The organism is Streptomyces sp. CB02414 (genome assembly GCF_001905385.1).
GTDB lineage: Bacteria > Actinomycetota > Actinomycetes > Streptomycetales > Streptomycetaceae > Streptomyces.
In genome coordinates, this window is the sequence record NZ_LIPF01000005.1 from 564,114 (window position 1) to 589,478 (window position 25,365).

Consider the following 25,365-nt stretch of genomic DNA (forward strand, 5'->3'; position numbering starts at 1 on the left):
AAAAGAACGCGACGGGCGGGGGTGCCCCCGGGTAATCCGAGGCCGCACGGCCCGCGGATTGGTCGCGAGCCTCCCACGGTGTCCGGCGGGGCGGCACTGGCCTGCCGCATGACCAGCCGTTTGCACTCCGGACCGCGGGCAACCCGGGCGCGGATGCCGACCGCCGTACTGGAGGTGCCATGGTGCTCACCCGCGGGAGAACCGCTCGAACCGCAGCCGCCGCCGTTGTGGCCGCGACGGCCCTGGCCCTGACCGGCTGCGGCGGGGACGACAGCTTCGAGCTGCAGGACTGGCACGCGCCCGGCCAGAACGCGAGCGTCGGCGACGTCCTGATCCGCTACGCCCACGTGGCCGAGCCGAAGGGTGAGCCTTGGCAGGTCGGTGACGACGTCCCGGCGTACGTCTGGCTCGTGAACGAGGGGGACAAGGCCGACCGGCTGGTGGGCGCGAGCAGCTCCAACGCCGAGTCGGTGGACATCGTGAACGCCGAAGGCAAGCCCCTGCCCGACGGCGTGGAGCTCCCGCCGAACCAGCTCCAGCAACTGGAGCAGGGCAAGAGCCACCTGCTGCTGCGGGACGTGCGCAAGGTGGTCCGCGGCGGCGACTTCATGAAGATCACTCTGGACTTCGAGAAGGCCGGGTCCGTCACCTTCAACATCCAGTCGCAGGTCCCCGTGTACGACACCAGCCCCACGCCCAGCGGGTGACCCCGCCGGTGCCGTACGGGTAGACTGGCGGCCGTTCGCGTTCGACGAGCCCATGGACCAGGACGACGGGGAGGTGAGGTCGATGACCGCGCTCGAAGCCGCGCTTCGCGGCGCCCGGGTCTCCCTCGCGACCCGGGCCACGTCCTGACCCAGTCGAACGCAACCAGGAACGGATCCTCACCCAGCCATGTCGCACACCTGGAACACCCGCGCCGAGACCGGCGCCGACATCCCCGCCGTCCGTGACATCGTCCGTACCGCCTTCCCCACGCCGGAAGAGGCCGCCCTCGTCGACGCGCTGCGCGCGGACCCGGAGGCCTGGATCGACGGCCTGTCCCTCGTCGCGGCGGACGACGACGACCGCCCCGTCGGCCACGCGCTGCTGACCCGGTGCCACATCGGGGACAGCCCGGCGCTCTGCCTGGCACCCGTCGCCGTACTCCCCGCCCACCAGCGCACCGGCGCCGGGGCCGCGGCCGTCCGTGCGGCACTCGCCGCGGCCGGACGCCTCGGCGAGCACCACGTCGTCGTGCTCGGACACCCGGAGTACTATCCCCGGTTCGGCTTCGGCCGGGCCTCCGCCCACGGCATCGGCCTGACCATCGACGTCCCCGACGAGGCCCTCATGGCCCTCACCCTGGACGCCGCCCACCCGCTGCCAGCCGGCACCGTCCGTTACGCGGCTCCCTTCGGCATCTGACCGCGGGCGCTCCGGCCCGCCGCCGTACATGACAGCGGGGCCACCCGTCCGGATCGGACGGGCGGCCCCGCTGTCATGGGTGCCGGGTGCCTCAGGCGACGGGCGCCGCGGGGCCCTTGTCGGCCGGGGCGGCGGCGGACTCGCCGGCCTCCTCGGCGAGGCGCTCCATGCCGCTGGTGGTCTTCAGCGGCTTCTCCTTGATGAAGACCACGGCGACCAGTGCCAGCAGCGCGAACGGGGTGGCCACGAGGAACAGGTCGGCGGTGGCGACGCCGTAGGCGTGCTGCACGATCTCCCGCATCGGGGCGGGCAGCGCGCTCATGTCCGGGACGGCCCCGTGACCGCCGCCCGAGCCGCCCTCGGCGGCGCCGGTGGCGCCCGCCTTTTCCAGGCCCTTGGTCATCTCGGTCGCGACCCGGTTGGCGAGGATCGCGCCGAGCACGCTGGTGCCGATCGTGCCGCCCATGCTGCGGAAGAAGGACAGCACGGAGGTCGCGGCGCCCAGTTCGGCCGCGGGGACGTCGTTCTGCGCCGCGAGCACCAGGTTCTGCATCAGCATGCCGACGCCGATCCCGAGGACGGCCATGTAGATGCTGAGCAGCCCGAAGTGGGTGTCGGCGTCGATCAGGGAGAGGAGCGCGAGGCCGGCGGTCATGATGACCGCGCCCGCCACCAGGTAGCCCTTCCACTTGCCGGTCCGGCTGATGAGCTGTCCGGCGACGGTGGACGACACCAGCAGACCCAGGATCATCGGCAGGCTCATCAGACCGGCGACGGTCGGCGACTTGCCCAGGGAGACCTGGAAGTACTGGGAGAGGAAGACGGTTCCGCCGAACATGGCGACGCCGACCAGGAGGCTGGCGACCGTGGTCAGGGTGACCGTGCGGTTCCGGAAGATGTCGAGCGGGATCACCGGCTCGTCGGTGCGGGCCTCGACGAGGACCGCCAGGCCCAGCAGCACCACGCCGCCGACGACGAGCGCGGCGGTCTGCCAGGACGCCCAGTCGAACTGGTTGCCCGCCAGGGAGACCCAGATGAGCAGCGCGCAGACACCGGCGACGATCAGGAAGGCGCCGAGCCAGTCGATCTTCACCTGGCGCTTGACGGTGGGCAGCTTCAGCGTGCGCTGGAGCAGGAAGATGGCCAGCAGCGCGAACGGCACGCCGATGAAGAAGCACCAGCGCCAGCCCAGCCAGTCGGTGTCCACCAGCACGCCGCCGATCAGCGGCCCGGCCACGGTGCCGACGGCGAAGACGGCACCGAAGATGCCCGAGTACTTGCCCAGTTCCCGGGGCGGGATGACGGCGGCCATGACGACCTGCGCGAGCGCGGTCAGACCGCCCGCGCCGATGCCCTGCACGACCCGGCTGAAGATCAGCAGCGTCGTGTCGTGCGAGAAGCCCGCGAGCAGCGAGCCGATCACGAACATCAGCAGCGAGAGCTGGAGCAGCAGCTTCTTGTTGAAGAGGTCGGACAGCTTGCCCCACAGGGGCACGGTCGCGGTCATCGCCAGCAGTTCGGCGGTGACGACCCAGGTGTAGGAGGACTGGCTGGCGCCCAGGTCGGCGATGATCGTCGGCAGCGCGTTGGACACGACGGTGCCCGCCAGGATGGCGACGAACATGCCGGCCATCAGGCCGGACATGGCCTGGAGTATCTGCCGTTGGTTCATGGAGGTGGGAGGCGCGTCGGCGGGCGCCTGGGCTGCGGTCACGGCATCTCTTTCGGTGGTGGTCTGACGAGTCGCGCCGGCGCCCGGCGCGGCGGCGGAGAGGGGAGTGGAGGCGGTTACGCGGGAGGGGCCGGGAGACCGGCGGCCAGGAGGGAGAACACCTCGTGGAAGACGTCCAGGAAGGCGGCTTCCTCCTGGTGGGCCGACCAGTGGTCCATGGTGGTGCGCACCGCGGTGGCGGCCACCGCCGCCAGCAGCCGCGGGTAGAGACCGCCGGTGTCGCCGAGACGCTCGGCGATGGCTTCGGCCAGTTCCGCCTCGGCCGCCATGTGCGCGCCGACTCCCCGCGCCAGCAGGTGCGGTGAGGCGTGCAGCACCTCGGCGTGCAGCCGCCACAGTTCGTGCTGCTGCTCCGCCTCGGCGATCTCCGCCGCCATGGCGTCGCGCACGACCTCCAGCGGGGAGAGCCCGGCCGGCGCCTCGAGCACGGCGCGCCGCATGCGGGCGCTGGCGTCCGCGTCGATGACCACGAAGGCGTCGTCGCGTGTGTCGAAGTAGTTGAAGAAGGTGCGTACCGAGACCCCGGCCGCGGCGCTGATCGCCTCCACGGTGACCTTCTCCGCCCCGTGCTCGGCGGCGAGCCGTACCGCGGCCTCGGCGAGAGCGGCACGCGTGGCCCGCTTCTTCCGCTCCCGCAGACCGCCCCCCGCGGCACTCTTCTCCGTCATAAGTTGCATGGTATGCAAAGATGCACGGCATGCAAAATTGGCGGGCGCCGACCCTCGTGATGGGTCGGCGCCCGCCGCCGTGAGGTGCCCCGGCTCAGCCGGCCAGGCGCGCCAGCGTCTCCTCGAAGGGGGCGGCGCTCCCGGCGGCCCGGTTGTGCGGCAGCCGGGCCAGCACCGCCGCCATGCCGCAGGTGCCGGTCACCCCGGAGAACACCAGGCCCGCGCCGACGGCGCCGGACAGCCAGTGCGCGGGGCGCCAGGCGCGGCCCGCCAGGAAGCCCAGGGCGACCAGCGAGCCGGCGGCGAAGCGGACCTGCCGGTCCATCGGCCACGGCGTACGGGCGGTGCCGGCCGGGCGCTCGACCGGGTGACCCGCCGTCGCCCAGGCGCTCGTGCCGCCTTCGAGGGTGGCCGCCTCGACGCCCCGTGCCGCCAGCCGGTCGCACCCCTGCGCGGACCGGTTTCCGGAGGCGCACACGAGCAGCAGCGGTCCGTGCGCGGCGGCCGCTTCGAGCGCGGCGGCGGCCTCGTCCAGCCGGTCCAGCGGGACGTTGTGCGCGCCGGGCAGGTGGCCGCCGGCGTACTCGCCGGGGGAGCGGACGTCGACGACGGTGAACTCGCCCAGGCGGTTCACGGCCTCCTGCGGGGTCAGCGTGGCGGGTGGTGCGGTGCGGGTGGTCATGGGGAGAACCTTTCTCGTTGCGTACGACCCCGGGGTAGGATACCCGCGGGGGTATGTGGGGCCCGGTGGAGGAGGAAGCGTGGAACTCGACATGTCGGCCGACGAACTGAAGTCGGCGCTCAACCGGCTGCGGCGCGCCCAGGGGCAGCTGGCGGGAGTCATCCGGATGATCGAGGAGGGGCGCGACTGCGAGGACGTGGTCACCCAGCTCGCCGCCGTCTCCCGGGCCCTGGACCGGGCCGGTTTCTCGATCATCGCGACGGGACTCCAGCAGTGCATGACCAGTGACGACCCCGAGGTGCGGGACTCGGCCCAGATGCGGGCCCGCCTGGAGAAGCTCTTCCTCTCCCTGGCCTGACCGGCTCCGACGGCCTGACCGGCGCGGCGCGGTGGGCGGCCGGTCACAGCGCCGCCGTGACACCCATCGCCACGGCGACGGCGAGCAGCACGGCACCGAACACGCGCCGCAGCGTCCCCGCGGACGCCCTGGCCGCCAGCCGTCTGCCGTCCCACGCGCCGAGGACGGCGGTGGCCAGGAACGGCAGGAGCAGTGTGAGGTCCAGGTGTACGGCGCTGTACGCCCGGGCCGCGAGGGCCACCAGCGCGTTGGCCGTCACGACCAGGAGACTCGTGCCCACCGCCGCGCCCATCGGCACGGCCAGCACCGTCACCAGCGCGGGTACCGCGAGGAAGCCGCCGCCGACGCCGAGGAACCCGGTCACCGCGCCCAGCCCGGCCCCCGCCCCGGCCGCCCGGACGCCCGAGGCGGGGCCGCCCTCGCGGGGCGTGCGGCGGCGCAGCATGTGCACCCCGGCCAGTGCGGCCAGCGCCGCGAACAGCAGCGTCAGTACCGTCTCGGGGATCCGCGCGGACAGCGCCCCGGCCGCCGCGGCGGGCAGCAGACCCGCCGCCGCGAACACCAGCCCGGCCCGCCAGCGCACCGCACCGGCCCGCGCGTGGGCGACCAGTGCGGTGACCGACGAGACGATCACGACGACCAGGCTCGCGGTGGTCGCCGCGGCCGGGGTGAAACCGAGCAGGTAGATCAGCGCGGGGACGGTGAGGATGCTCCCGCCCGCCCCCAGCGCGCCCAGGGCCAGGCCGGCCACGGCACCGGCCGCGAGGGCGAGGACGAGCGCGGTCATACGGCCCGGCCGCCCGACGGCGTGACCAGCCGGAGACCGGCGTCCGACGCCGCCGCGAAGCCGTCATCGATCGCGACCACCTCACGGCCGGCGGCGTCCAGCACGGACGCGGCGACAGCCGCGCGCATGCCGCCCGCGCAGTGCACCCACACCGTGCCCGGCGGCACCTCGCCCAGACGGCGGTGCACCTCGTGGACGGGGACGTGCACGCTGCCCTCGACCCAGCCGTGCGCGCGCTCGCTGTCCCGGCGTACGTCGAGGACCACCACGTCCGCGTCCTCGTGGCGCGCCGTGGCCAGCTCGCCGAACGTGGCCCGCCGGAACGAGGCCGGCCGGGCGCCGTCCGGGACCCAGTCGGCCGGGGAGCCGACCGCCGCCGCGGCCGGCCGGTCGATGCCCACCCGGGCCAGCTCCCGCTGGGCGCGGGCGACGTCCGCGGCACTGCCCGCGAGCAGCGTCACCGGCTTGCCCCACGGGATCATCCACGCCAGGTAGGTCGCGAGCTGTCCGTCGAGCTCGAAGTTGAACGACCCGGCCACGTGCCCGGCGGCGAAGGCCACCCGGCCGCGCAGGTCCACGACCCACTCACCGGCGGCCAGCCGCCGGGCGATCTCGTCGGCGTCGGCGCGGCGGGGCTCGGTCAGGTCCACGGGGGCGGGACCGTCCGTGTTGACCGGACCCATGTGGGCGTAATAGGCGGGCACGTCGTCCAGGTCCGCCAGCAGCTGGGCGACGAAGGTCTCCACGTCCTGGACGAGCGCCGGGTTGCCCGCCTTCTCGGCGCCTATGGTGCTGTGCTCGCCGCCCGCCTGGGACGAGGAGCAGAAGCTGCCGAATCCGTGCGTCGGCAGCACGCTCACCCCGTCGTCCAGCTGGCCGGCGAGACGGTGGACGGAGGCGTGCTGGGCGCGGGCCAGCTCCTCGGTCAGGCGCGGCTCCACCAGGTCGGGCCGGCCCACGCTGCCGATCAGCAGGGAGCCGCCGGTGAAGGCGGCCACCGCCCGGCCCGATTCCTGAAGGACGTACGAGGTGTGGTGCGGGGTGTGACCGGGCGTGGCCACCGCGCGCAGCTCCAGGCCCTCGTCGACCGGCTCCACGTCCCCGTCGGCCACCGCCACCCGCGCGTACGCCACCTCGGCCCCGGCCGGCACCAGGTAGCGGGCGCCGGTGAGGCGGGCCAGCTCCAGGCCGCCGGTGACGTAGTCGTTGTGGATGTGCGTCTCGGCGACGGCGGTGATCCGCACCCCGCGCCGGGCGGCCTCGGCGATCACCCGGTCGATGTCCCGCGGTGGGTCCACGACCACGGCCGCGCGGGCGCCGCCCGCCAGGTAGCTGCGGTTGCCCAGGCCCTCGGTCGCCAGGACGTCGACAAAGAACACGGCACTCTCCTTCCGATTACCCCCTGGGGTATCCAGTTCCACCGTAACAAATATACCCAGGGGGGTATCGACGCGGGTGTCGGCATCGGTATCGAGACGGGTGTCGAGCGCGTGAGACCGGTGCGGGGCCCGTACAGGGGCCGTACAGGCCTCGTGCAACTCCTGCGTGCCCTCCGAAAGTTGGGGTACACGGTGCCTCAGCACGGTCGGCACCGGGGTCGGCGCCGGTGGCGGCCGTGCCATTCCGTGCGGGTCTCCGTGTCCGTCTCCGTGCCCGCCCGGTCCGGACACCGGCGTGACCCGAACGGTCCTGTCGGGTACCCGACCGGCCCGCGCGGGGTTGGGATGTGCACGGGGCACCCCGTGCCCGCGCGGCCCGATCGCCGTCCCGACACGGAAAGGACTCCCGATGTCCGCCGACACGCAGCAGGCGCCCTCCGGGCTCACGGACGAGGAGCTCGCCGGACTGGACGCCCACTGGCGCGCCGCGAACTACCTCTCCGTCGGCCAGATCTACCTCATGGCCAACCCCCTGCTCACCGAGCCGCTGCGCCCCGAGCACGTCAAGCCGCGCCTGCTCGGCCACTGGGGCACCTCACCCGGCCTCAACCTGGTCCACACCCACCTCAACCGGGTGATCAAGGCCCGTGATCTCGACGCCCTGTGCGTCTGGGGCCCCGGGCACGGCGGCCCCGCCGTCCTGGCCAACGCGTGGCTGGAGGGCTCCTACACCGAGACGTATCCGGACATCACCCGGGACGCGACCGGAATGGCCCGCCTCTTCAAGCAGTTCTCGTTCCCCGGCGGCGTACCGAGCCACGTCGCCCCCGAGACGCCGGGCTCCATCCACGAGGGCGGCGAGCTGGGCTACGCGCTCTCGCACGCCTACGGCGCCGCCTTCGACCACCCCGGACTGGTGGTCGCCTGTGTGATCGGCGACGGCGAGGCGGAGACGGGCCCGCTGGCGACCTCCTGGCACTCCAACAAGTTCCTCGACCCGGTCCACGACGGCGCGGTCCTGCCGATCCTGCACCTCAACGGCTACAAGATCGCCAACCCGACGGTCCTCGCCCGTCTCCCCGAGGCCGAGCTCGACGAACTCCTGCGCGGCTACGGCCACGACCCCATCCACGTCACCGGCGACGACCCGGCCGCCGTCCACCGCGCGATGGCCCAGGCCATGGACACCGCCCTGGACCGCGTCGCCGCCGTCCAGCGCGCCGCCCGCGAGGACGGCGCCACGGACCGCCCCCGCTGGCCCATGATCGTCCTGCGCACCCCGAAGGGCTGGACCGGCCCGGCCGAGGTCGACGGCCTGCCCGTGGAGAACACCTGGCGCGCCCACCAGGTCCCCCTCTCGGCCGTCCGCACCGACCCCGACCACCTGCGGCAACTGGAACAGTGGCTGCGCTCCTACCGCCCCGAGGAACTGTTCGACGACACCGGAGCGCCCCGCCCCGCCGTCCTCGCCGCCGTCCCCGGGGGCTCGCGCCGCCTCGGCGCCACCCCCTTCGCCAACGGCGGTCTCCTCCTGCGCGAGCTGCCCGTGCCCCCGCTGGAGCAGTACGCCGTCCCCGTCGACCAGCCCGGCGCGAGCACGCACGAACCCACCCGGGTCCTCGGTGACCTGCTCCGCGACGTCATGGCCGCCACCGCCCAGCGGCGCGACTTCCGCCTCGTCGGCCCCGACGAGACCGCCTCCAACCGCCTCCAGGCCGTCTACGGCGCCAGCGGCAAGGCCTGGCAGGAACGCACCCTGCCCGTCGACGAGGACCTCGACCGGCACGGCCGGGTCATGGAGATCCTGTCCGAACACACCTGCCAGGGCTGGCTGGAGGGCTACCTCCTCACCGGCCGGCACGGACTCTTCTCCTGCTACGAGGCGTTCGTCCACATCGTCGACTCGATGGTCAACCAGCACGTCAAATGGCTGCGCGTGACCCGCCGCCTGCCCTGGCGCGCACCCATCGCCTCCCTCAACTACCTGCTCACCTCCCACGTGTGGCGCCAGGACCACAACGGCTTCTCCCACCAGGACCCCGGCTTCGTCGACCACATCCTCAACAAGAGCCCCGAAGCCGTACGGGTCTACCTGCCGCCGGACGCCAACACCCTGCTCTCCGTCGCCGACCACGCCCTGCGCAGCCGCGACTACGTCAACGTGATCGTCGCCGGCAAGCAGCCCTGCTTCGACTGGCTCTCCATCGAGGAGGCCCGGGTGCACTGCGCGCGCGGCGCCGGCATCTGGGACTGGGCCGGCACCGAGGACGGCAACCGGGAACCCGACGTGGTGCTCGCCTGCGCGGGCGACGTCCCCACCCAGGAGGTGCTCGCCGCCGCCCAGCTCGTCCGCCGGCACCTGCCGGACCTCGCCGTACGCGTCGTCAACGTGGTGGACATCGCCCGGCTGCTGCCCAGCGGCGAACACCCGCACGGCATGAGCGACTTCGAGTACGACGGCCTGTTCACCGCCGACAAGCCGGTCATCTTCGCGTACCACGGCTATCCCTGGCTGATCCACCGCCTCGCCTACCGGCGCACCGGCCACGCCCACCTGCACGTGCGCGGCTACAAGGAGATCGGGACCACCACCACGCCCTTCGACATGGTGGTCGGCAACGACCTGGACCGCTACCGCCTCGTCATGGACGTCATCGACCGCGTCCCCGGCCTCGCCGTGCGCGCGGCCGCCGTGCGGCAGCGGATGGAGGACGCCCGGCTGCGCCACCACGACTGGATCCGCGAACACGGAGTGGACCTGCCCGAGGTCGCCGACTGGACCTGGGAGGGCGCACGGTGACCGCGACACCCTCGACCTGGGACTACGACCACTACGACCCGGCCGAGGAGCGGCTGCGCGAGTCGCTGTGCACGCTCGGCAACGGCTACTTCGCCACCCGCGGCGCGCTGCCCGAGTGCGCCGCGGACGACGTGCACTACCCGGGCACCTACGTGGCCGGCTGCTACAACCGGCTCACCTCCGCCGTCGCCGGCCGCGAGGTCGAGAACGAGGACATGGTCAACCTTCCCAACTGGCTGCCCCTGCGCTTCCGGACCGCCGGAGGGGACTGGATCACCCCGGACACCGCCGAGGTGCTCGACCACCGGCAGACCGTGCACCTGGACTCGGGCGTGCTGGAGCGTCGCACCCACTTCGGGATTGGCGAGGGACGCGTGCTGACCGTGCGCCAGCTGCGCCTGGTGCACATGGCCGACCCGCACCTCGCCGCGCTGCGCACGGAGTTCACGGTGGACGCCGGTGGCGTGGACCTGGAGGTGGAGGCGGCCCTCGACGGCGGCGTCACCAACTCCGGTGTGCCGCGCTACCGGGAGCTGGACGGCCGTCACCTGACCCACGTGCACACCGGCGTCACCGACGACGCCACGGTCTGGCTGCGCTGCCGCACCCGCACCTCGGACATCCGGACCGGTCTCGCGGCCCGTACCACGGCCGGCGTGCCCGTCACCCCGGCCCGCGAGCACCTGAGGGTCACCCAGCGGGCGAGCGCGCGCGTGCGGCCGGGCCGCACCGTCACCGTCGACAAGGTCGTCGCCCTGCACACCTCGCGCGACCCGGCGATCAGCGACCCCCTGCAGGCCGCCGTCGACCGGGTGACCGACGCCCCCGGCTTCGACGACCTGCTGCGGACCCACCGCACGGCCTGGGGCCAGCTGTGGCGCCGGGCCGAACTCGACGTGCCCGGCGAGGCGGGCAGCATCCTGCGCCTGCACCTCTTCCACGTACTGCAGACCCTCTCCCCGCACACCGCCGACCTGGACGTCGGCGTACCGGCGCGCGGGCTGCACGGGGAGGCCTACCGCGGCCACGTCTTCTGGGACGAACTGTTCGTCCTGCCCTACCTCAACCTGCACTTCCCGGAGGTGTCCCGGGCCCTGCTGCACTACCGGCACCGCCGGCTGGAACGGGCCCGCGCCGCGGCCCGCGCGACCGGCCGCCGCGGCGCGCTGTACCCGTGGCAGAGCGGCAGCGACGGGCGCGAGGAGACCCAGCAGCTCCACCTGAACCCGCACTCGGGACGCTGGCTGCCGGACCACTCGCATCTGCAGCACCACGTGGGATCGGCGATCGCGTACAACGTGTGGCAGTACTGCGAGGCGAGCGGCGACGCCGAGTTCCTGCACACCAAGGGCGCCGAGATGCTGCTGCAGATCGCCCGCTTCTGGGCGGACTCCGCCACCTGGGACGCCCAGCTGGGCCGGCACCGCATCCGGGGCGTCGTCGGCCCCGACGAGTACCACGAGGCGTACCCGGGCGCGGACCGTCCCGGCCTCGACGACAACGCGTACACCAACGTCACCGCGGCCTGGGTGCTGGCCCGCACCCTGGAGGTCCTGCGCGACCTCCCCGAGCCCCGCCGCCGCGAACTCGTCGAGCGCACCGCCCTGGACGACGCCGAACTCGAACAGTGGGAGAGCGTCTCCCGCACCCTCCACGTCCCCTTCCACCAGGGTGTCGTCAGCCAGTTCGAGGGGTACGGCGACCTCGCCGAACTCGACTGGGCGGGCTACCGGGAGCGGTACGGCGACATCCGGCGCCTGGACCGCGTCCTGGAGGCCGAGGACGACAGCCCGAACAACTACCAGGCGTCCAAGCAGGCGGACGTGCTGATGCTGGGCTACCTGTTCTCCCCGGCCGAACTGCGCTCGCTCTTCGACCGGCTGGGGTACCGCCTGGACGAGAAGACCTGGCAGCGCACCGTCGACTACTACCTGGCCCGCACCAGCCACGGCTCCACCCTCAGCGGCCTGGTGCACGGCTGGATCCTCGCCCGCGCCCGCCGCGCCGAGGCGTGGTCCTACTGCCAGGAGGCGCTCAAGGGCGACGTCGCCGACCTCCAGGGCGGCACCACCGGCGAGGGCATCCACCTCGGTGCCATGGCGGGCACCCTCGACCTGGTGCAGCGGGGCCTGACCGGGCTGGAGACCCGCTCCGGCGCCCTGTGGCTGGACCCGGTGCCGCTGCCGGAGCTGTCGTCGTACGGGTTCTCCGTCCGCTACCAGGGCCACTGGGGCGTGCGGTTCCGGCTGGAGCACGGCCGGCTGGAGGTCGCCGTGCCCGCCTCGGGCCCGCTGCCCATCGACATCCGGCTGCCGGACCGCGAGGTGCGGCTCGCGCCCGGCGACACCTGCCGGCTGGCGCTCCCGGAGTGACCGCCGGGAGCGCGGGGACCGTCAGCCCGACAGGGGGTACGTCACCGTGCGCGGGTAGCCGTCCGGCCCGCCGTCGGTGTAGGTGAGGGTCATGCGGGTGTAGTGCCGCTCGCCCGGGTCCGACTGCGACGCCTGCGGCTGGTCGAGCCGGACGATCACGGGGTACGGGCGGAAGGTGCCCGCGGCGCAGTAGGGGTCGCAGTCGTTGACGACGTTGGTGCCCCGGCCCACCGCGGCGTCCGCGTCCCACCGCATCCAGTGCAGGGAGACCAGACGGCTGTTGCCGTCCCCGCAGGCGAGGATGAACGCCTCGGGCCGCACCTGGGGCTGGAATGCGCAGTCGACCAGCACCGGGTCCTGCGTGTGCCGGCTGTGCTCCGCCCGGGCGGTGGTCGTGTGCTGCGCCGGCGGTGCCGCGAAGGCCGTGCCCATGGGTACTGCGAGCGCGGCGGCGGCACAGAGGGTGATCGCTGCCCTCATCGGGTTTCTGCCCATGTCTGCTCCCGGCCGTCTCGGGGTCGCTTGTCTCCGCTCCGTTCCCCGTACCCGACCGTACGGCCGACGCCGCGAACGCACCACTCGTACGGAGCAGCGCCCGGGGCTACCCGGCCGTGTCCAGCAGCCCGGCCACCAGGCGGCGCGCGTACCCGGCGTCGAGGCCGCCGGGGCGGAAGAGGACGCGGTACATGACGGGCGCGACCACGCGGTCCACGACCGTCTCCGTGTCCGGCACCGCCTCGCCGCGGCCGGCCGCGCGGGCGAGGACGACGTCGATCTGCTCGGCGGCGTAGGCCGAGCACCGGCCCGCGTTGCCGCCGTCCGGATCGCCCAGCAGGGCGTCACGGATGTAGGCGCGGCCCGGGGGAGAGGCCATCTCGTCGAGGAACTGCTCGGCCCAGGCCGTCAGGTCCGCGCGCAGGCCGCCGTGGTCCTCGGGGCCGGCGTCGGGGCGCAGCCGTTCGACGGCCACGTCCGACAGGAGTTCCTGGAGGTCCCCCCAGCGGCGGTACACCGTCGACGGGGTGACCCCGGCGCGGGCCGCGACCAGCGGCACCGTCAGCGCGTCGCGGCCCACCTCGGCGGTGAGTTCGCGTACGGCGGTGTGCACCGACTCCTGGACCCGGGCGCTGCGCCCGCCCGGGCGGGCCATCGGTCTGGGACTCATGCCGACAGCCTAAAGCAAAGTGATTGCGTCAAGCGGAGCTCCGTTCGTAGGCGTGGCCCACGCGCACCACGGTGGCCTCGTCGAACGGCCGCCCGAGCACCTGCATGCCGATGGGCATGCCCGCCCGGTCGGCGCCCACCGGTACGGTCAGCGCCGGGACACCGGTGATGTTGGCCGGCGCGGAGAGCCGGACGCAGGCGTCCGAGACGCTCTCCACCGTGCCGTCGGACCAGGTGACGGAGGACTGCCCGGCCGGTACCGCGGTGACCGGCACGGTCGGTGCGACGACGACGTCGACCTGCCGGAGCAGGCGCGCCCACTCCCGCCGCATCAGCGTCCGCGCCCGCTGGGCCCGCAGGTGGTCCCCCGCGGACATCAGCTCCCCGGCCTCCAGCAGCACGCGCACGTCGTCCTCGTACAGGTCGGCGGCGGTGCGCAGGGTCCGCTCGTGGTAGGCGGTGGCCTCGGGCACCATCAGGCCCCACTGGACCGCCCGCACGTAGCGCGCCATGGGAATCTCCACGTCGACGAGGTGCGCGCCGAGTTCCGCCAGCCGCGCGACGGCGCCCCGGACGGCGGTCTCGACCTCGGGGTCGACGTGGTCGAAGTAGTAGGTGCGGGGCACGCCGACGCGCAGGCCCGTCAGGTCCCCCGTCCACGCGGCCGGCCGGTGGTCCGCCGCCGGCGCGGACGTCGAGGCGGGATCGCGCGGATCGTGGCCCGCCACCGCGGACAGGACCAGGGCCGCGTCCTCGACGGTGCGGGTGATCGGCCCCACGTGGTCCAGCGACCACGACAGCGACGTCACCCCATGGCGGGGGACGAGGCCGTAGGTCGGTTTGAGGCCGACGACGCCGTTCAGGGCGGCGGGCACGCGGATCGAGCCCCCGGTGTCGGTGCCGAGGGCGAAGGTGGCCGCGCCCGCCGCCACGGCGACGGCGGAGCCGCCGCTGGAGCCGCCCGCGATCCGGCCGGGGTCCCGGGCGTTGCGCGTCTGGGGAGTGGTCAGGCCGTAGGCGAACTCGTGGGTGTGGGTCTTGCCGGCCAGCACCGCGCCGGCCGCCGCCAGCCGCGCGGCGACCGTGCTGTCGGCCCGCGCGCGATGCCCGGCGCGGACCCGCGAGCTCGCGGTGGTCGCGGTGCCGGCGACGTCGATCAGGTCCTTGAGCCCCATCGGTACGCCGTGCAGTGGCCCTCGGACCCTGCCCTTGGCCACGTCCCGTTCGGCCGCGCGTGCCGAGCGGCGGGCCCGTTCCGCCGTCAGCGTCACGTACGCGCCGAGTCCCGGCTGCACCTCCGTGGCGCGCTCCAGTACCGAGTCCACCAGTTCGACCGGCGAGAGCCGCCGGGTGCGGATGGCGTCCGCGGCCGCGGTCAGGGACAACTCATACGGCCGCACGTCGCACCTCCTCCCGCCCGGTGTCCGACGCCTCGACGGCGTGGAAGGCGGCGGCGGGCGGGGTGTCGCCGAAGTCCAGCTCCCGCAGTACCGAGACGACGCCGTGAATGTGCCGGGCGGTGGCCGTCACCACGGCCTGCCGGTCCTCTTCGGTGATGGGCACAGGCACTCTCCTTCACTCCGAAGCTCACTTAAAGCTAACTGTTTGCGTTAGGTGACCATAGGGTTCTACGGTGGCTAAACGCAAACCAATGGCTTTTAGCGAGCTCGACGGAAGACGGCACCGCCATGCACTCCCCCTCCTGGACCGTGGGCGACACCACCGTCCACCGCATCGACGAGACCTCCCTGCCGCCCGCCACCGGGCCCTGGCTGCTGCCCGGCGCCACCCCGGACCTGGTCACCCGCGAGGAGTGGCTGCGCCCCGACTTCGCCGCCGACGACGGCGTCCTGCGCCTCGGCAGCCACACCTTCGCCCTGACCACCGGCGGGCTGCGCGTCCTCGTCGACACCGGCATCGGCGACGGCAAGACACGCGCGAACCCGGCCTGGCACGACCTGCGCACCGGCTACCTGGAGCGGCTCACGGCGGCGGGCTTCCACCCGGACACCGTCGACCTGGTGATCCTGACCCACCTGCACACCGACCACGTCGGCTGGAACACGCGGCGGACCGACGACGGCTGGGTCCCCACCTTCCCGCGTGCCCGCTACGTCGTCTCCCGCGCCGAGCGCGACTTCTGGGCCGCGTACCCGATGGACGAGCCCCGGCGCCAGATGTTCCGGGACTCCGTGCACCCGGTCGAGGACGCCGGACTGCTCGACCTCGTCGACGTACCCGCCGAGGGCACCGACCTCGCGCCCGGCCTGCGCCTCCTGCCGACCCCGGGCCACACCCCGGGCCACGTCGCCGTGCGGGTGGGCGGACCCGGCGCCGACGCCCTCGTCACCGGGGACTGCGTCCACCATCCCGTGCAACTCGCCCACCCCGCGCTGGGCAGTTGCGTGGACATCGACCCCGTCCTCGCCGAGTCGACCAGGCGCTCCCTGCTCGCCTCCCTGGCCGGCACCGGCACCCTGGTGCTGGGCACCCACTTCCCACCGCCCACCGCGGGCCGGGTCGTCGGCCACCGGGACGCCTACCGGCTGGCGCCCGTGCCCGGCCGGTTCGTGCGATAAGGCGCCGATTGCATCCACCGTGTGGTCCGGCGGACGGCCCGCAACCGCCGCCGCCGCGCCGGTGTCTCTTGCCGTCGAGAACGCCGACCCACCAAGGCGACCCACCAAGTGGAGGACCGCGGTATGCACATCATGACTGCCCCGACCGCCGCCGATCCGGCGCGCCCCGGCGACACCGACGGCGACTTCCTGCTCCAGCCGCCCCACCCCGCCGAACGCGTGCCCTGCCGCGTCGACCCCGTCGACCTGCGGCGCCTGGACCTGCTGGCCCTGCTCACCACGGCCGGCATCGCGCCCTCCGCCGGGGACCGGGCCGCCATCGAGCGGCTCAGCGAGCTTCCCGGCAGCGTGCACACGGCACTGCACCGGTGGCTGGAGCAGGCCTACGGGTTCTGCCGGTGACGGACGGCCGAGGGCCCCGGGGCGGTCAGAAGTCGACCGGGTCCCGCACCAGCGGGCAGGTCATGCAGTGCCCGCCACCGCGGCCCCGCCCCAGCTCCGCGCCCACGATCGTGACGACCTCGATGCGGGCCTCGCGCAACAGGGCGTTGGTGAGCGTGTTGCGGTCGTAGGTGAACACCACGCCCGGTTCGATCGCGACGGCGTTGTTGCCGCTGTCCCACTGCTGGCGTTCGGAGGCGTAGGCGTCGCCGCCCGTCTCCACCACCCGCAGCGAGGACAGCCCGAGCGCCTTGGCGACCACGTCGGTGAACGGCGTCGTGCCCTCGTCGACGACGTCGAAGCCCGGGGCCCGGTCCCCGGGGCGCAGCGAGAAGGTGTGCACCGCGTCCATGATGCGCGGGTAGAGGGTCACCACGTCGCGGTCGGCGAAGGTGAACACCGTGTCCAGGTGCATGGCGGACCGCAGCTTCGGCATCCCGGCCACGACGACGTGCTCGGCGGCACCACTGCGGAACAGGGACGCGGCGACCTGGGTGATGGCCTGCCGCGAGGTGCGCTCGCTCATGCCCATGAGGACCACGCCGTTGCCCACCGGCATGATGTCGCCGCCCTCGAAGGTGGCCTGGCCCCAGTCCAGTTCGGGGTCGCCCCACCACACCTTGGAGTCCCTGAAGTCGGGGTGGAAGAGGTAGACCGCCTTCATCAGCAGCGTCTCGTCGTGCCGCGCCGGCCAGTACAGCGGGTTGAGGGTGACTCCGCCGTACAGCCAGCAGGTGGTGTCGCGGGTGTAGAGGGTGTTGGGCAGCGGCGGCATCAGGTACTCGCGGGCGCCGGTGGACTCGCGGGCCAGGGCCAGGTACGGGGAGCGGAAGTCCTCGGGCAGATCGCCGACCGCGAGTCCGCCGACCAGGTGCTCGGCCAGTTCCCTGGGCGAGAGGGTCTCCAGGTAGGCGCGGGTGGCGTCGATGAGGCCGACACCGACCTGGTTGGCGGTGATCTTGCGGTCCAGGAGCCATGCCTTCGCCTGGGGGATCGCCATGATCTGCGCCAGCAGGTCGTGCAGTTCCACCACCTCGACCCCGCGCCGGCGCAGCTCGCCGACGAACGCGGCGTGGTCGCGCTGGGCGTTCTCCACCCACATCACGTCGTCGAAGAGCAGGTCGTCGGAGTTGGTCGGGGTGAGCCGCCGGTGCGCGAGGCCGGGCGAGCACACCAGGACCTTGCGCAGCCTGCCCACCTCGGAGTGGACGCCGAGCGCGGGCATCGGGGCGCTGTCGTTGCTGGTCACACGGCCTCCCTGAAGGGTGCGGGATGTGGGGGAGAGGGGACGCTGCTCACAGGCTGATCCATCCGGCCGCCAGCGCCACGAGGCCCAAAACCGCGCCGGCCACGGAGACGGCCAGGACGGCGAGTTCCGCCGGGGAGAACAGGCGTCTGCCCTGCTCGCGGCGGGCCATCACGAACAGGGCGGTGGCCGGGGCGTAGAGGATGAAGGACACCAGGACGAACTTCAGCCCGGCCGCGTACAGCAGGAACGCGGTGTACAGCGTGGCGACGACACCGACGGCCAGCTCCCGCCGGGAGGTCCGCCCGCCCTCCGTGCGCGGGTCGTCGCGGAGGCCGATCCGCACCGCGAAGGCGGCCGCCAGCAGGTACGGGATCAGGGACAGTGCGCTGGTCAGGTTGAGCGCGAAGTTGAAGGCGTCGTCCGAAAAACTGGTGGCGATCAGCACCACCTGGGTGAGCAGCGACGTCATCAGCAGCGCCGGCACGGGCACGTCGACGGCGTTGGCGCGGCGCAGGAAGCGTGGCATGTCGTCGTCCTTGGCCGCGACGAACAGCACCTCCGCCGCCATCAGCGTCCACGCCAGATAGGCGCCCAGCACCGACACGATCAGGCCGACGCTGATGAACACCCTGCCCCAGGTCCCGACGGCCTCCTCCAGGACGCCCGCCATGGACGGCTGGCGCAGGTCCGCGATCTCGGCCATCGGCATGATGCCGTACGACACGATGGTCACCGACGCGAAGACCGCGAACACGCTGAGGAAGCCCAGCACCGTCGCCCTGCCCACGTCCGAGCGGCGCTCGGCGTGCCGGGAGTAGACGCTGGCGCCCTCGACACCGAGGAACACGAACACGGTGGCCAGCATGGTGCCGCGCACCTGCGAGAACAGGGACCCCGCGTAGTCCGTCCCGCCGAAGTTGTCGGCGAACACACCCGGCCGGAAGTACACCAGCGCCAGGATCACGAAGATGACGATGGGGACGAGCTTGGCCACCGTCACGATCCTGTTGATGGCCGTCGCTTCCTTCACCCCGCGCCGGATCATCCAGAAGAACGCCCACAGCCCGATCGAGGACAGGACCACGGCGAGGGCGGTGTCGCCGTCACCGAGCTCCGGCCAGATCGAGCCGATCGTCGACATGATGAGCACCCAGTAGGTCACGTTGCCCACGCAGGTGCTGGCCCAGTAGCCGAAGGCCGCGAAGAACCCCAGGTACTCGCCGAAGCCCGCCTTGGCGTACGCGTACACACCGGCGTCCAGGTCGGGCCTGCGGACGGCGAGGGACTGGAAGACGAAGGCCAGCATCAGCATGCCCGTACCGGCGATCGCCCAGGCGATCAGCGCCCCCGCGACGCCGGTCTCCTCGGCGAACCGACCCGGCAGCGAGAAGACCCCGGCACCCACCATCGACCCGACGACCATGGCCGTCAGGGTGAACAGGGGCAGCTTGGCGGCCGGCGGGGCCTCCCCGCCGGCGTCGGTCGTAGCGGCCTGCGACATGCCGTCCCTCTGGGTCGCCGGACGATTCGCGACCACTGTGCCCCACATGGCGGCTTGGGGCATCTTGCTCGTCGGTCACCCGGTCGTCGGTGACGCTCACCCTCCGGCGCGCAGGTCCGCCCCCCGCCGGGCGAGCGTCAGGACGCCCACGACGATGAGGGCGACCCCGAGGAGCTGCGGCAGGACCCACCAGCCGCCGCGTACGTCCTCGCGGTAGAGGAACACGCCGAGCATGAGGCTCACCGCGGCGTCGCCCAGGGTGAGGGCGGGCTGGGAGGCGACCAGGGGGCCGCCCTGCATGGCGTGCTCCAGCAGGAGCACGGCACCGACCCCGGCCGCGGCGAAGCCGTACGTCTGCCACGTGGTCAGGAAGCCGGCCGGTCCGTCCGTGTCCAGGACGCGCATGGCGTCCTTCATCAGGGCCGCCGTCAGCGCGTAGCAGACCGCGGTGGCCGCACCGAGGCAGGCGGCGCGGGCCTTGCCGACGGGGCGCCTGAGACCGGCCGCCGCCAACAGCACCGCCGCTCCGGCGCAGGCCGCCAGCGCGGGCAGCCAGCGGTCCAGCGGAACGTCCTCCCGGCCCGCGTCCGGCGCGGCCGACACCAGCGCGAGTCCCAGCCCGACGACCACCCCGCCCACGGCCAGCCACAGGGCGGGGGCCAGGTGGCGGCCGGTCATCAGCGAGGCCAGCAGCAGCGCCAGCGGAAGTTCCAGCACGAACAGCGGCTGTACGAGTGACAGCGGCCCCGTCGCCAGAGCCACCGCCTGTGCCACGCCGGCGACGACCACGGCGAGCATGCCGCCGAGCCACACCGGCCGCCGCAGCAGGTCGACGACGAGCCCCGGGCGGAACCCCTGTGTCTGGGGCACGGTCAACGCCGCCCGGCGCTGGAGCACGGTGGCCAGCGCGTTGCTGAACGCGGCGAGGAGTGCGAAGAGCACCGGCAGTACGACACCCATCCACCGATACTCGCCCGGTTTCCCTCCGGCCGCGCGCGGCGGCCGTCAGTCCCCGCTCTGCGCGGGCGTCGCCTTCTCCCCGGTGTCCTGCTGCTTCGCCGCCTCGGGCGCGTCGGTTGCGGTGTAGTAGACCGAGGTGCCCTGCTTGGTGCGCTGCGCCTGGTTCCTGGCGACGAGCCCCTCGAGAGTGGTGCGCACGACCGTGGTCTTGATGGTGCGTCCGGAGTGTGCCTGGCCGAGCGCCGTGGTGATCTCGGCGGCGGAGCGCGGCTCACGCTGTTCGGTGAGGTGGGCGCGGACCAGCTCGACCAGTGTGGGCTGGGCGGCGGCCTGCTGGGCGGACGCGGCCTGCGGCGACGGCTTCTTGACCGCCGTCTTCCCGGTGGCCTTGGCGGACGGCTTCGAGGCCTGCTTGGGAGCGGACTTCGCGGCAGGCTTGGACCTGGCCGCGGACTTCGCGGCCGGCTTGCCGCTCGGCTTGGCGCTCGGCTTGGCGCCCGGCTTCGGTGCGGCGGCGCGCTTGGGAGCGGCGGTCGTCCTGCGGCCCCGTGTCCGCTTCCCCGCGGCCGGCTCCGCGGTGGCACCGTCGCGGGGCGCGGGAACGGTGGGCGAGTCGGCCGCGGCGGCGGGCGGCGGGGTGATGCCCAGCGCCTGCTGCATGTTCACCAGCAGGGCGTGGTCGTGCTGCAACGCGGCCAGCTGTTGCTGGAGGGCGGTGATCTCCGCGCTGATGCGTTCCTGCTCCTTGAGGTTGCGCTCCAGGTCGTCGGTCACCTGGACGCTGTACTGCGACGCCAGTTGGGTGGCGGGCTGCGTCGTGCTCTCGGACATGCTCTTGACTCTCCTCGATTCGCGGCCGTGAAGGCTCGGGAGGAACGACGGGACTTCGGGCGCGGGACACGGGGACCATGTCCGATCGGCGCCCGGCCGGTATACCACGTTTGGCCGTCATCGCGGTATGTCGCGCCGTGTTTCCTCGTCCGTGCGTTCGTCCCGCGAACACCCCGCGCTCACCGGCCCTCGGGCACCTCCACGATGTTCCCGTCCTTGCCGACGGTGTGTGTCCGCCAGTAGGTGTCCCACTCGTCATCGACGTGCTCGGGCACTTTGCCCTCCGGGTAACGGGTGTAACCCCCGGGCGGTTCCCCGCCGTTGGGCACGCACGCGCCGCCGGTGCCGCCGCTGATGACCGGGTACTCGCCGCCGCCGCAGATCGCCTCCTTCATGGAGCATCCGGTCAGCACCGCGGCGGCGGTCGCGCAGACCAGTGCGAGACCGATGACGGAACGTGCGGCACGCTGCTCGCCGCGCACGGCTGACTGACGGTTGACTCGGCTGACGACGCGCATGGTTGGCTCCCTCTGGCAGGCTGACACGGCAAGCCTCCTCCGGCGTGGTCCGGCTCCTCATGAGTACGGGTACTCAGTTGTGTCCGCCGTACTGCTTGACTCGGCCGGCCAGCCGGCCGACCTGCCGTGCGGTCTCGCGTGCCTCGTGTTCGGCCCGGTCCAGGGCGTCCGCCGCCGAGTGCTCGCGCTCTTCCGACTCACGCCGTTCCCGCTCGGCCCGCTCCAGTCGTTGTCGTGCCTGCCGCAGCCGCCGCTCGGCCGTGGACACCTCCTCGCGTGCCCGGTCGAGTTCGTCACCGGTGTGCCGGAGCGCGGAGTCGGCGTCCGCGTGTTCCGCCCGGCGGTCGCGCACCTGCCGCTCGGCCCGCTCGGCGGCCTGTTCGGCGCGGCTGAGGTCCTGCTGCCGTTTGCGGCGCCGTTCGGCGAGTTCGTCCTTCGCGCGGCCCGCGGGAGGAGTCTTCGTCCGGGAGGGCCGCTCGCGCGGCGCCGGTTCGGCCGGGACGGTGTCCGAGGGGAACTCCGAGGGCGGGGTGAGCGAGCCCTCCAGCCGCCCGCCGGCCCATCGCGCGGCCGCGTCCGGGTCCGCGAGGACGGCTTGCAGCGTCGACTCGACCTCCCGTTGCGCCGCTTCGGACAGCCGGTGCCCCGCCTCGCGGGCGAGCTGGGCGGCCTGCCGGGACAGCGCGGAGACGACGCTCCGGCGCTGCGCGGAGAGCTCCTTGAGACCGTCGGCGTCCAGGGCGCGGTATGCCTCGCGCAGCGCCTGCCCCAGGTCCAGGAACCGCCGGCTCTCCTCGGGCCGGGAACGGGTCAGCAGGTTCGCCGCCCAGGCCGCGAGCGTGGGCCGGCGGGCTGCGTGGACACGGCGGGCGTCCTCCTTGCGGCCGGCGGTCCTGGCGGCCTTGGCGTGCTCCTCTCGACGGGCGACGAAGTCGGACGGAGGCGTCGTGTAGAGCTCGTCGAGTACCGACTCGACCGACTCCGCGTCGTGGTCACCGTCCTTCCGGCGGTGTCCGCCCTTGCGCTGCATGGTCCTCCGCCTCCACCTCGACGTGTGTGCGCCACCGACGGCCACGGACCCGCTACGACCGCGCGTGCCTCGCCGCCTCGTCCTCGTCGTCGTACACGAGGAGTCCGTCCGTCCGCAGCCGTGCCCCCGGGGTGGGGGAGTGGGGTGTCAGACGGCCGTCGTGCATGAGGTGGTCCACGGGAGTGCCGCGGGCCAGCACGGCGAAGTCGGCGATGAGGCGCCGGTGGCAGCGCCACCACACGGCCTCGCTGCACATCACCGTGGTGCGTTCCCGCGCGGTCTGCTCCAGCAGTTCGTCCATGGCGGTGACGAACTCCGGCGAACGGGTGTGACCGGCGTACCCGCGGAAGGACGTGTTGCGCCACACCACGTCGGGCGAGTCCGGCGCCGGCCTGCGGAAGCCGCCCAGCCGCTGCTCCCACCGGTAGGCGATGCCCTCCTCGGGCAGCCACCGGGCGAGCCGTTCCCGCAGCAGGTCGGGGTCGCGGCGGCTGCCCGGCGCCGTCCTGACGTCGACCACGGCCGGCACGTCGGCGCCCCGTAGCAGCTCGGCCAGTGCGGTCCGGCCCGCGGTGCCGTGTCCGAACGTGACCAGGTGGGGATGCGACATGTGACCGGGGTCCCCGCACCGCCCGCGCTCATGCCTCCCGGCCGCGCGCCCGCGGTGCCGCCCGGCCGAACGAGCGCCGGTAGGCGTGCGGGCTGACTCCGGTGGTCCGCTTGAAACGGTCACGGAACGAGGTGGGCGAACCGAAGCCGACCTGTGCCGCGACGCGCTCCACGGAGTGCTCCGTGGTCTCCAGCAGGTGCTGCGCCTGCCGGACGCGGGCCCGGTGCAGCCACTGCAGCGGGGTGGAGCCGGTCTGTTCCCGGAAGCGGCGTATCAGCGTGCGGGTGCTCATGCCGGCGTGGTCGGCGATGTCGGCGAGGGCGAGGTCGCGGGACAGGTTGTCCCGCAGCCAGGCGAGCAGGGGTTCGAGGGCGGACCCGCGGGGCGTGGGCGGGCAGTCGTGGACGATGAACTGCGCCTGGCCGCCCTCGCGTTCCAGCGGCATGACCGACAGCCGGGCGGCATGGGCGGCGACCGCCGATCCGTGGTCCCGCCGGATCATGTGCAGGCACAGGTCCAGTCCCGCGGCGGCGCCGGCCGAGGTGAGGAACTGGCCGTTGTCGACGTACAGGACCTCCGGGTCGACCTCGACGTCCGGGTGTGCCGCGGCCAGGACGTCGGCGGCGGCCCAGTGGGTGGTCGCCCGCAGGCCGTCGAGCAGCCCGGTGGCGGCCAGCGGGAAGGTGCCCGAGCAGATGGACGCGATGCGCGTGCCGTTCGCGGCGGCCGCGCGCAGCGCGTCCCGGACGGCCGGGGAGAGCGGGGCGCCGGCGGTGGCCGTACCCGGCACGATGACCGTGTCCGCGTCCCGCAGTCCGTCCAGCCCCCACGGCGCGCGCAGGGTGAAGGCCCCGGCGTCGGTCTCGGGGTGTTCCGCGCACACGCGGACCTGGTAGCCGGGGCGCCCGTCGGGGAGGCGGGCGCGGGCGAAGACCTCGATCGGGGTGGACAGGTCGAACGGGATCACCTGGTCCAGCGCGAGTACGGCGACGGTGTGCATGGCCGGAACGGACCTCCTCACCGGACGGCGGCCGTGGCCGTGGCCGGCCACCAGCCCATTGAAGCGCAGGTCAGCAGCCTTCCCGTCGCCGTGGCACTTTCCCGTTGAAAGCTGTCGGGAACGCCATGTCAGGCGACCACCCGGTCGACGAACGCCGTCACGTTGGCGACCGTCCGCCGGATCTTCTCCTCCAGCGTGATCGTCTCGTGCAGCCGCGCCCCGGCGTCCGGCTCCCGGATGCCCCGCACGTACAGCGAACAGGCCAGGTCGCCGCATATGTAGGCCCCCACCGAGTTGCCCTGCTGCCCGGCCTTGCCGGCCTTGGGCGCGACCATCAGCGAGACGCCGCCGGAGTGGGTCGTCAGGCACATCGAGCACATGCTGCGCCGCGTCTGCCCGGAGCCCGCGCCGGAGGCGCGCATCGCGAGGCCGGTCGGACGGCCGTCCAGTTCGGTCACGAGACAGGCGCGGTCCGGCGCCTGTGGGTCCCGCCAGCCGAAGTAGTCCAGGTCGTCCCACGGGCGGTCGGCCAGGTCGTGGGGCACGGACAGGCGCTTGGCCGCGCCCTTGGAGCAGTTCACGAAGGCGGCGCGGATCTCTTTTTCGGTCAGGGGTCTCATACGACGGAGAGTAGGTTGCCTAATAGGCTTAGGCAAACACATAATCGGTTCAGGCGAACGGAAGGATGGTTATGGTACGCGTGGGGCTGACCCCGGAACGCCTGGTCCGGGCGGGCGCGGAACTGGCCGACGAGGTCGGCTTCGACCAGGTGACGGTCTCCGCGCTGGCCCGGCAGTTCGACGTCAAGGTCGCGAGTCTGTACTCGCACGTACGGGGCTCCCAGGACCTCAGGACCCGCATCGCCCTGCTCGCCCTGGAGGAACTGGCGGACCGGGCCGCGACCGCCCTGGCCGGGCGGGCGGGCAAGGACGCCCTGGCCGCCTTCGCGGACGTCTACCGCGACTACGCCCGGGAGCACCCCGGCCGCTACGCCGCGGCCCAGCTGCGCCTGGACCCCGAGACGGCGGCCGCGAGCGCGGGTGTCCGCCACGCCCGGATGACCCGGGCCGTCCTGCGCGGCTACGACCTGACGGAACCCGACCAGACCCACGCGGTCCGGCTGCTGGGCAGCGTCTTCCACGGCTACGTCAGCCTCGAGATGGGCGGCGGCTTCGACCACAGTGCCCCCGACACCCAGGAGACCTGGACCCGGATCGTGGACGCCCTCGACGCCCTGCTGCGCAACTGGCCGGCCCCCTGAACCCCGGACCGCGAACCGAGACACCACCACAGCCGG

Annotated in this window: 26 protein-coding genes; 8 read left to right on the forward strand and 18 right to left on the reverse strand. The window is 73.3% G+C overall.

The window, feature by feature from the left end; translation table 11 throughout:
- The first annotated feature begins 179 nt into the window (after positions 1–179).
- A complete protein-coding gene (locus tag AMK11_RS19705) occupies positions 180–707 on the forward strand; it encodes a copper chaperone PCu(A)C (protein WP_073728927.1) in 528 nt (175 codons plus the stop codon).
- Positions 708–894: 187 nt separating this feature from the next.
- Positions 895–1,407, forward strand: a complete 513-nt coding sequence (locus AMK11_RS19710; RefSeq protein ID WP_073728929.1) for a GNAT family N-acetyltransferase — start codon at positions 895–897, stop codon at positions 1,405–1,407.
- Positions 1,408–1,498: 91 nt separating this feature from the next.
- On the opposite strand, the gene AMK11_RS19715 is transcribed toward AMK11_RS19710, so the two are convergent.
- The 3 genes from AMK11_RS19715 to AMK11_RS19725 all read right to left on the reverse strand — a co-directional run bounded on the left by AMK11_RS19715 (position 1,499) and on the right by AMK11_RS19725 (position 4,489).
- The gene (locus AMK11_RS19715) at positions 1,499–3,079 is read right to left on the reverse strand and encodes an MDR family MFS transporter (protein WP_198941414.1); all 1,581 of its coding nucleotides are present in this window, start codon (positions 3,077–3,079) and stop codon (positions 1,499–1,501) included.
- Positions 3,080–3,195: 116 nt separating this feature from the next.
- Positions 3,196–3,816, reverse strand: a complete 621-nt coding sequence (locus tag AMK11_RS19720; protein WP_073728933.1) for a TetR/AcrR family transcriptional regulator — start codon at positions 3,814–3,816, stop codon at positions 3,196–3,198.
- A gap of 85 nt (positions 3,817–3,901) precedes the next feature.
- Entirely contained in the window at positions 3,902–4,489 is a 588-nt protein-coding gene (locus AMK11_RS19725) for a rhodanese-like domain-containing protein (RefSeq protein WP_073728935.1), read from the reverse strand.
- A 79-nt stretch (positions 4,490–4,568) separates the two neighbouring features.
- Between AMK11_RS19725 and AMK11_RS19730 the strand changes: the two genes are divergently transcribed.
- Positions 4,569–4,847, forward strand: a complete 279-nt coding sequence (locus AMK11_RS19730) for a metal-sensitive transcriptional regulator (protein ID WP_003978241.1) — start codon at positions 4,569–4,571, stop codon at positions 4,845–4,847.
- A gap of 43 nt (positions 4,848–4,890) precedes the next feature.
- Here the strand turns inward: AMK11_RS19730 and AMK11_RS19735 are convergent, their stop codons facing one another.
- Positions 4,891–5,634 carry a sulfite exporter TauE/SafE family protein gene (locus tag AMK11_RS19735; protein WP_073728936.1) on the reverse strand — a complete coding sequence of 248 codons (744 nt, stop codon included), beginning with the start codon at positions 5,632–5,634 and terminating at the stop codon, positions 4,891–4,893.
- Positions 5,631–7,013 (reverse strand): MBL fold metallo-hydrolase, encoded by a 1,383-nt coding sequence (locus AMK11_RS19740; RefSeq protein ID WP_073728938.1) that lies wholly within the window; start codon positions 7,011–7,013, stop codon positions 5,631–5,633. The genes AMK11_RS19735 and AMK11_RS19740 overlap by 4 nt, the downstream gene beginning before the upstream one ends.
- 409 nt (positions 7,014–7,422) lie before the next feature.
- On the opposite strand from AMK11_RS19740, the gene AMK11_RS19745 reads away from it, so the two are divergent.
- Both AMK11_RS19745 and AMK11_RS19750 read left to right on the forward strand, forming a co-directional pair.
- Complete coding sequence (locus AMK11_RS19745; RefSeq protein ID WP_073728940.1) at positions 7,423–9,813, forward strand: phosphoketolase family protein; 2,391 nt, start codon at positions 7,423–7,425, stop codon at positions 9,811–9,813.
- Complete coding sequence (locus AMK11_RS19750) at positions 9,810–12,185, forward strand: glycoside hydrolase family 65 protein (protein WP_073728942.1); 2,376 nt, start codon at positions 9,810–9,812, stop codon at positions 12,183–12,185. Before AMK11_RS19745 ends, AMK11_RS19750 begins: the two co-directional genes overlap by 4 nt.
- A gap of 21 nt (positions 12,186–12,206) precedes the next feature.
- On the opposite strand, the gene AMK11_RS19755 is transcribed toward AMK11_RS19750, so the two are convergent.
- From AMK11_RS19755 to AMK11_RS19770, 4 genes are all read right to left on the reverse strand, one after another.
- Positions 12,207–12,680: a hypothetical protein gene (locus AMK11_RS19755; RefSeq protein ID WP_073728944.1), complete on the reverse strand. Its 474-nt coding sequence runs from the start codon at positions 12,678–12,680 to the stop codon at positions 12,207–12,209.
- Positions 12,681–12,786: 106 nt separating this feature from the next.
- A complete protein-coding gene (locus AMK11_RS19760) occupies positions 12,787–13,350 on the reverse strand; it encodes a TetR/AcrR family transcriptional regulator (RefSeq protein WP_073728946.1) in 564 nt (187 codons plus the stop codon).
- A 28-nt stretch (positions 13,351–13,378) separates the two neighbouring features.
- Positions 13,379–14,749: an Asp-tRNA(Asn)/Glu-tRNA(Gln) amidotransferase GatCAB subunit A gene (locus AMK11_RS19765; protein WP_073728948.1), complete on the reverse strand. Its 1,371-nt coding sequence runs from the start codon at positions 14,747–14,749 to the stop codon at positions 13,379–13,381.
- Positions 14,736–14,912, reverse strand: coding sequence for a hypothetical protein (locus AMK11_RS19770; protein WP_383585049.1), 177 nt, complete (start codon positions 14,910–14,912; stop codon positions 14,736–14,738). The genes AMK11_RS19765 and AMK11_RS19770 overlap by 14 nt, the downstream gene beginning before the upstream one ends.
- A 125-nt stretch (positions 14,913–15,037) precedes the next feature.
- On the opposite strand from AMK11_RS19770, the gene AMK11_RS19775 reads away from it, so the two are divergent.
- Together AMK11_RS19775 and AMK11_RS19780 are read left to right on the forward strand one after the other, a co-directional pair.
- The gene (locus AMK11_RS19775) at positions 15,038–15,928 is read left to right on the forward strand and encodes an MBL fold metallo-hydrolase (RefSeq protein ID WP_073728952.1); all 891 of its coding nucleotides are present in this window, start codon (positions 15,038–15,040) and stop codon (positions 15,926–15,928) included.
- A gap of 123 nt (positions 15,929–16,051) precedes the next feature.
- Complete coding sequence (locus AMK11_RS19780) at positions 16,052–16,330, forward strand: hypothetical protein (RefSeq protein ID WP_073728954.1); 279 nt, start codon at positions 16,052–16,054, stop codon at positions 16,328–16,330.
- 25 nt (positions 16,331–16,355) lie between these two features.
- On the opposite strand, the gene AMK11_RS19785 is transcribed toward AMK11_RS19780, so the two are convergent.
- From AMK11_RS19785 to AMK11_RS19825, 9 genes are all read right to left on the reverse strand, one after another.
- Entirely contained in the window at positions 16,356–17,618 is a 1,263-nt protein-coding gene (locus AMK11_RS19785; protein WP_073728956.1) for an arginine deiminase, read from the reverse strand.
- Between the two features lie 46 nt (positions 17,619–17,664).
- Positions 17,665–19,119 (reverse strand): basic amino acid/polyamine antiporter, encoded by a 1,455-nt coding sequence (locus AMK11_RS19790; protein ID WP_073728958.1) that lies wholly within the window; start codon positions 19,117–19,119, stop codon positions 17,665–17,667.
- A 96-nt stretch (positions 19,120–19,215) separates the two neighbouring features.
- Positions 19,216–20,079 (reverse strand): DMT family transporter, encoded by an 864-nt coding sequence (locus AMK11_RS19795; protein ID WP_073728960.1) that lies wholly within the window; start codon positions 20,077–20,079, stop codon positions 19,216–19,218.
- Positions 20,080–20,124: 45 nt separating this feature from the next.
- Positions 20,125–20,910, reverse strand: coding sequence for a hypothetical protein (locus AMK11_RS19800; protein WP_073728962.1), 786 nt, complete (start codon positions 20,908–20,910; stop codon positions 20,125–20,127).
- 179 nt (positions 20,911–21,089) lie between these two features.
- Positions 21,090–21,428 carry an SCO0607 family lipoprotein gene (locus tag AMK11_RS19805; RefSeq protein WP_073728964.1) on the reverse strand — a complete coding sequence of 113 codons (339 nt, stop codon included), beginning with the start codon at positions 21,426–21,428 and terminating at the stop codon, positions 21,090–21,092.
- Positions 21,429–21,501: 73 nt separating this feature from the next.
- Positions 21,502–22,458, reverse strand: a complete 957-nt coding sequence (locus tag AMK11_RS19810; protein WP_073728966.1) for a hypothetical protein — start codon at positions 22,456–22,458, stop codon at positions 21,502–21,504.
- Positions 22,459–22,510: 52 nt separating this feature from the next.
- Positions 22,511–23,068 carry a DUF488 domain-containing protein gene (locus AMK11_RS19815; RefSeq protein ID WP_073728968.1) on the reverse strand — a complete coding sequence of 186 codons (558 nt, stop codon included), beginning with the start codon at positions 23,066–23,068 and terminating at the stop codon, positions 22,511–22,513.
- 28 nt (positions 23,069–23,096) lie between these two features.
- Positions 23,097–24,068: a GlxA family transcriptional regulator gene (locus tag AMK11_RS19820; protein WP_073728970.1), complete on the reverse strand. Its 972-nt coding sequence runs from the start codon at positions 24,066–24,068 to the stop codon at positions 23,097–23,099.
- A 128-nt stretch (positions 24,069–24,196) separates the two neighbouring features.
- Positions 24,197–24,688, reverse strand: coding sequence for an FBP domain-containing protein (locus AMK11_RS19825; protein WP_073728972.1), 492 nt, complete (start codon positions 24,686–24,688; stop codon positions 24,197–24,199).
- A gap of 71 nt (positions 24,689–24,759) precedes the next feature.
- Between AMK11_RS19825 and AMK11_RS19830 the strand changes: the two genes are divergently transcribed.
- Positions 24,760–25,329, forward strand: coding sequence for a TetR/AcrR family transcriptional regulator (locus AMK11_RS19830; protein WP_073728974.1), 570 nt, complete (start codon positions 24,760–24,762; stop codon positions 25,327–25,329).
- Positions 25,330–25,365: the final 36 nt, after the last annotated feature.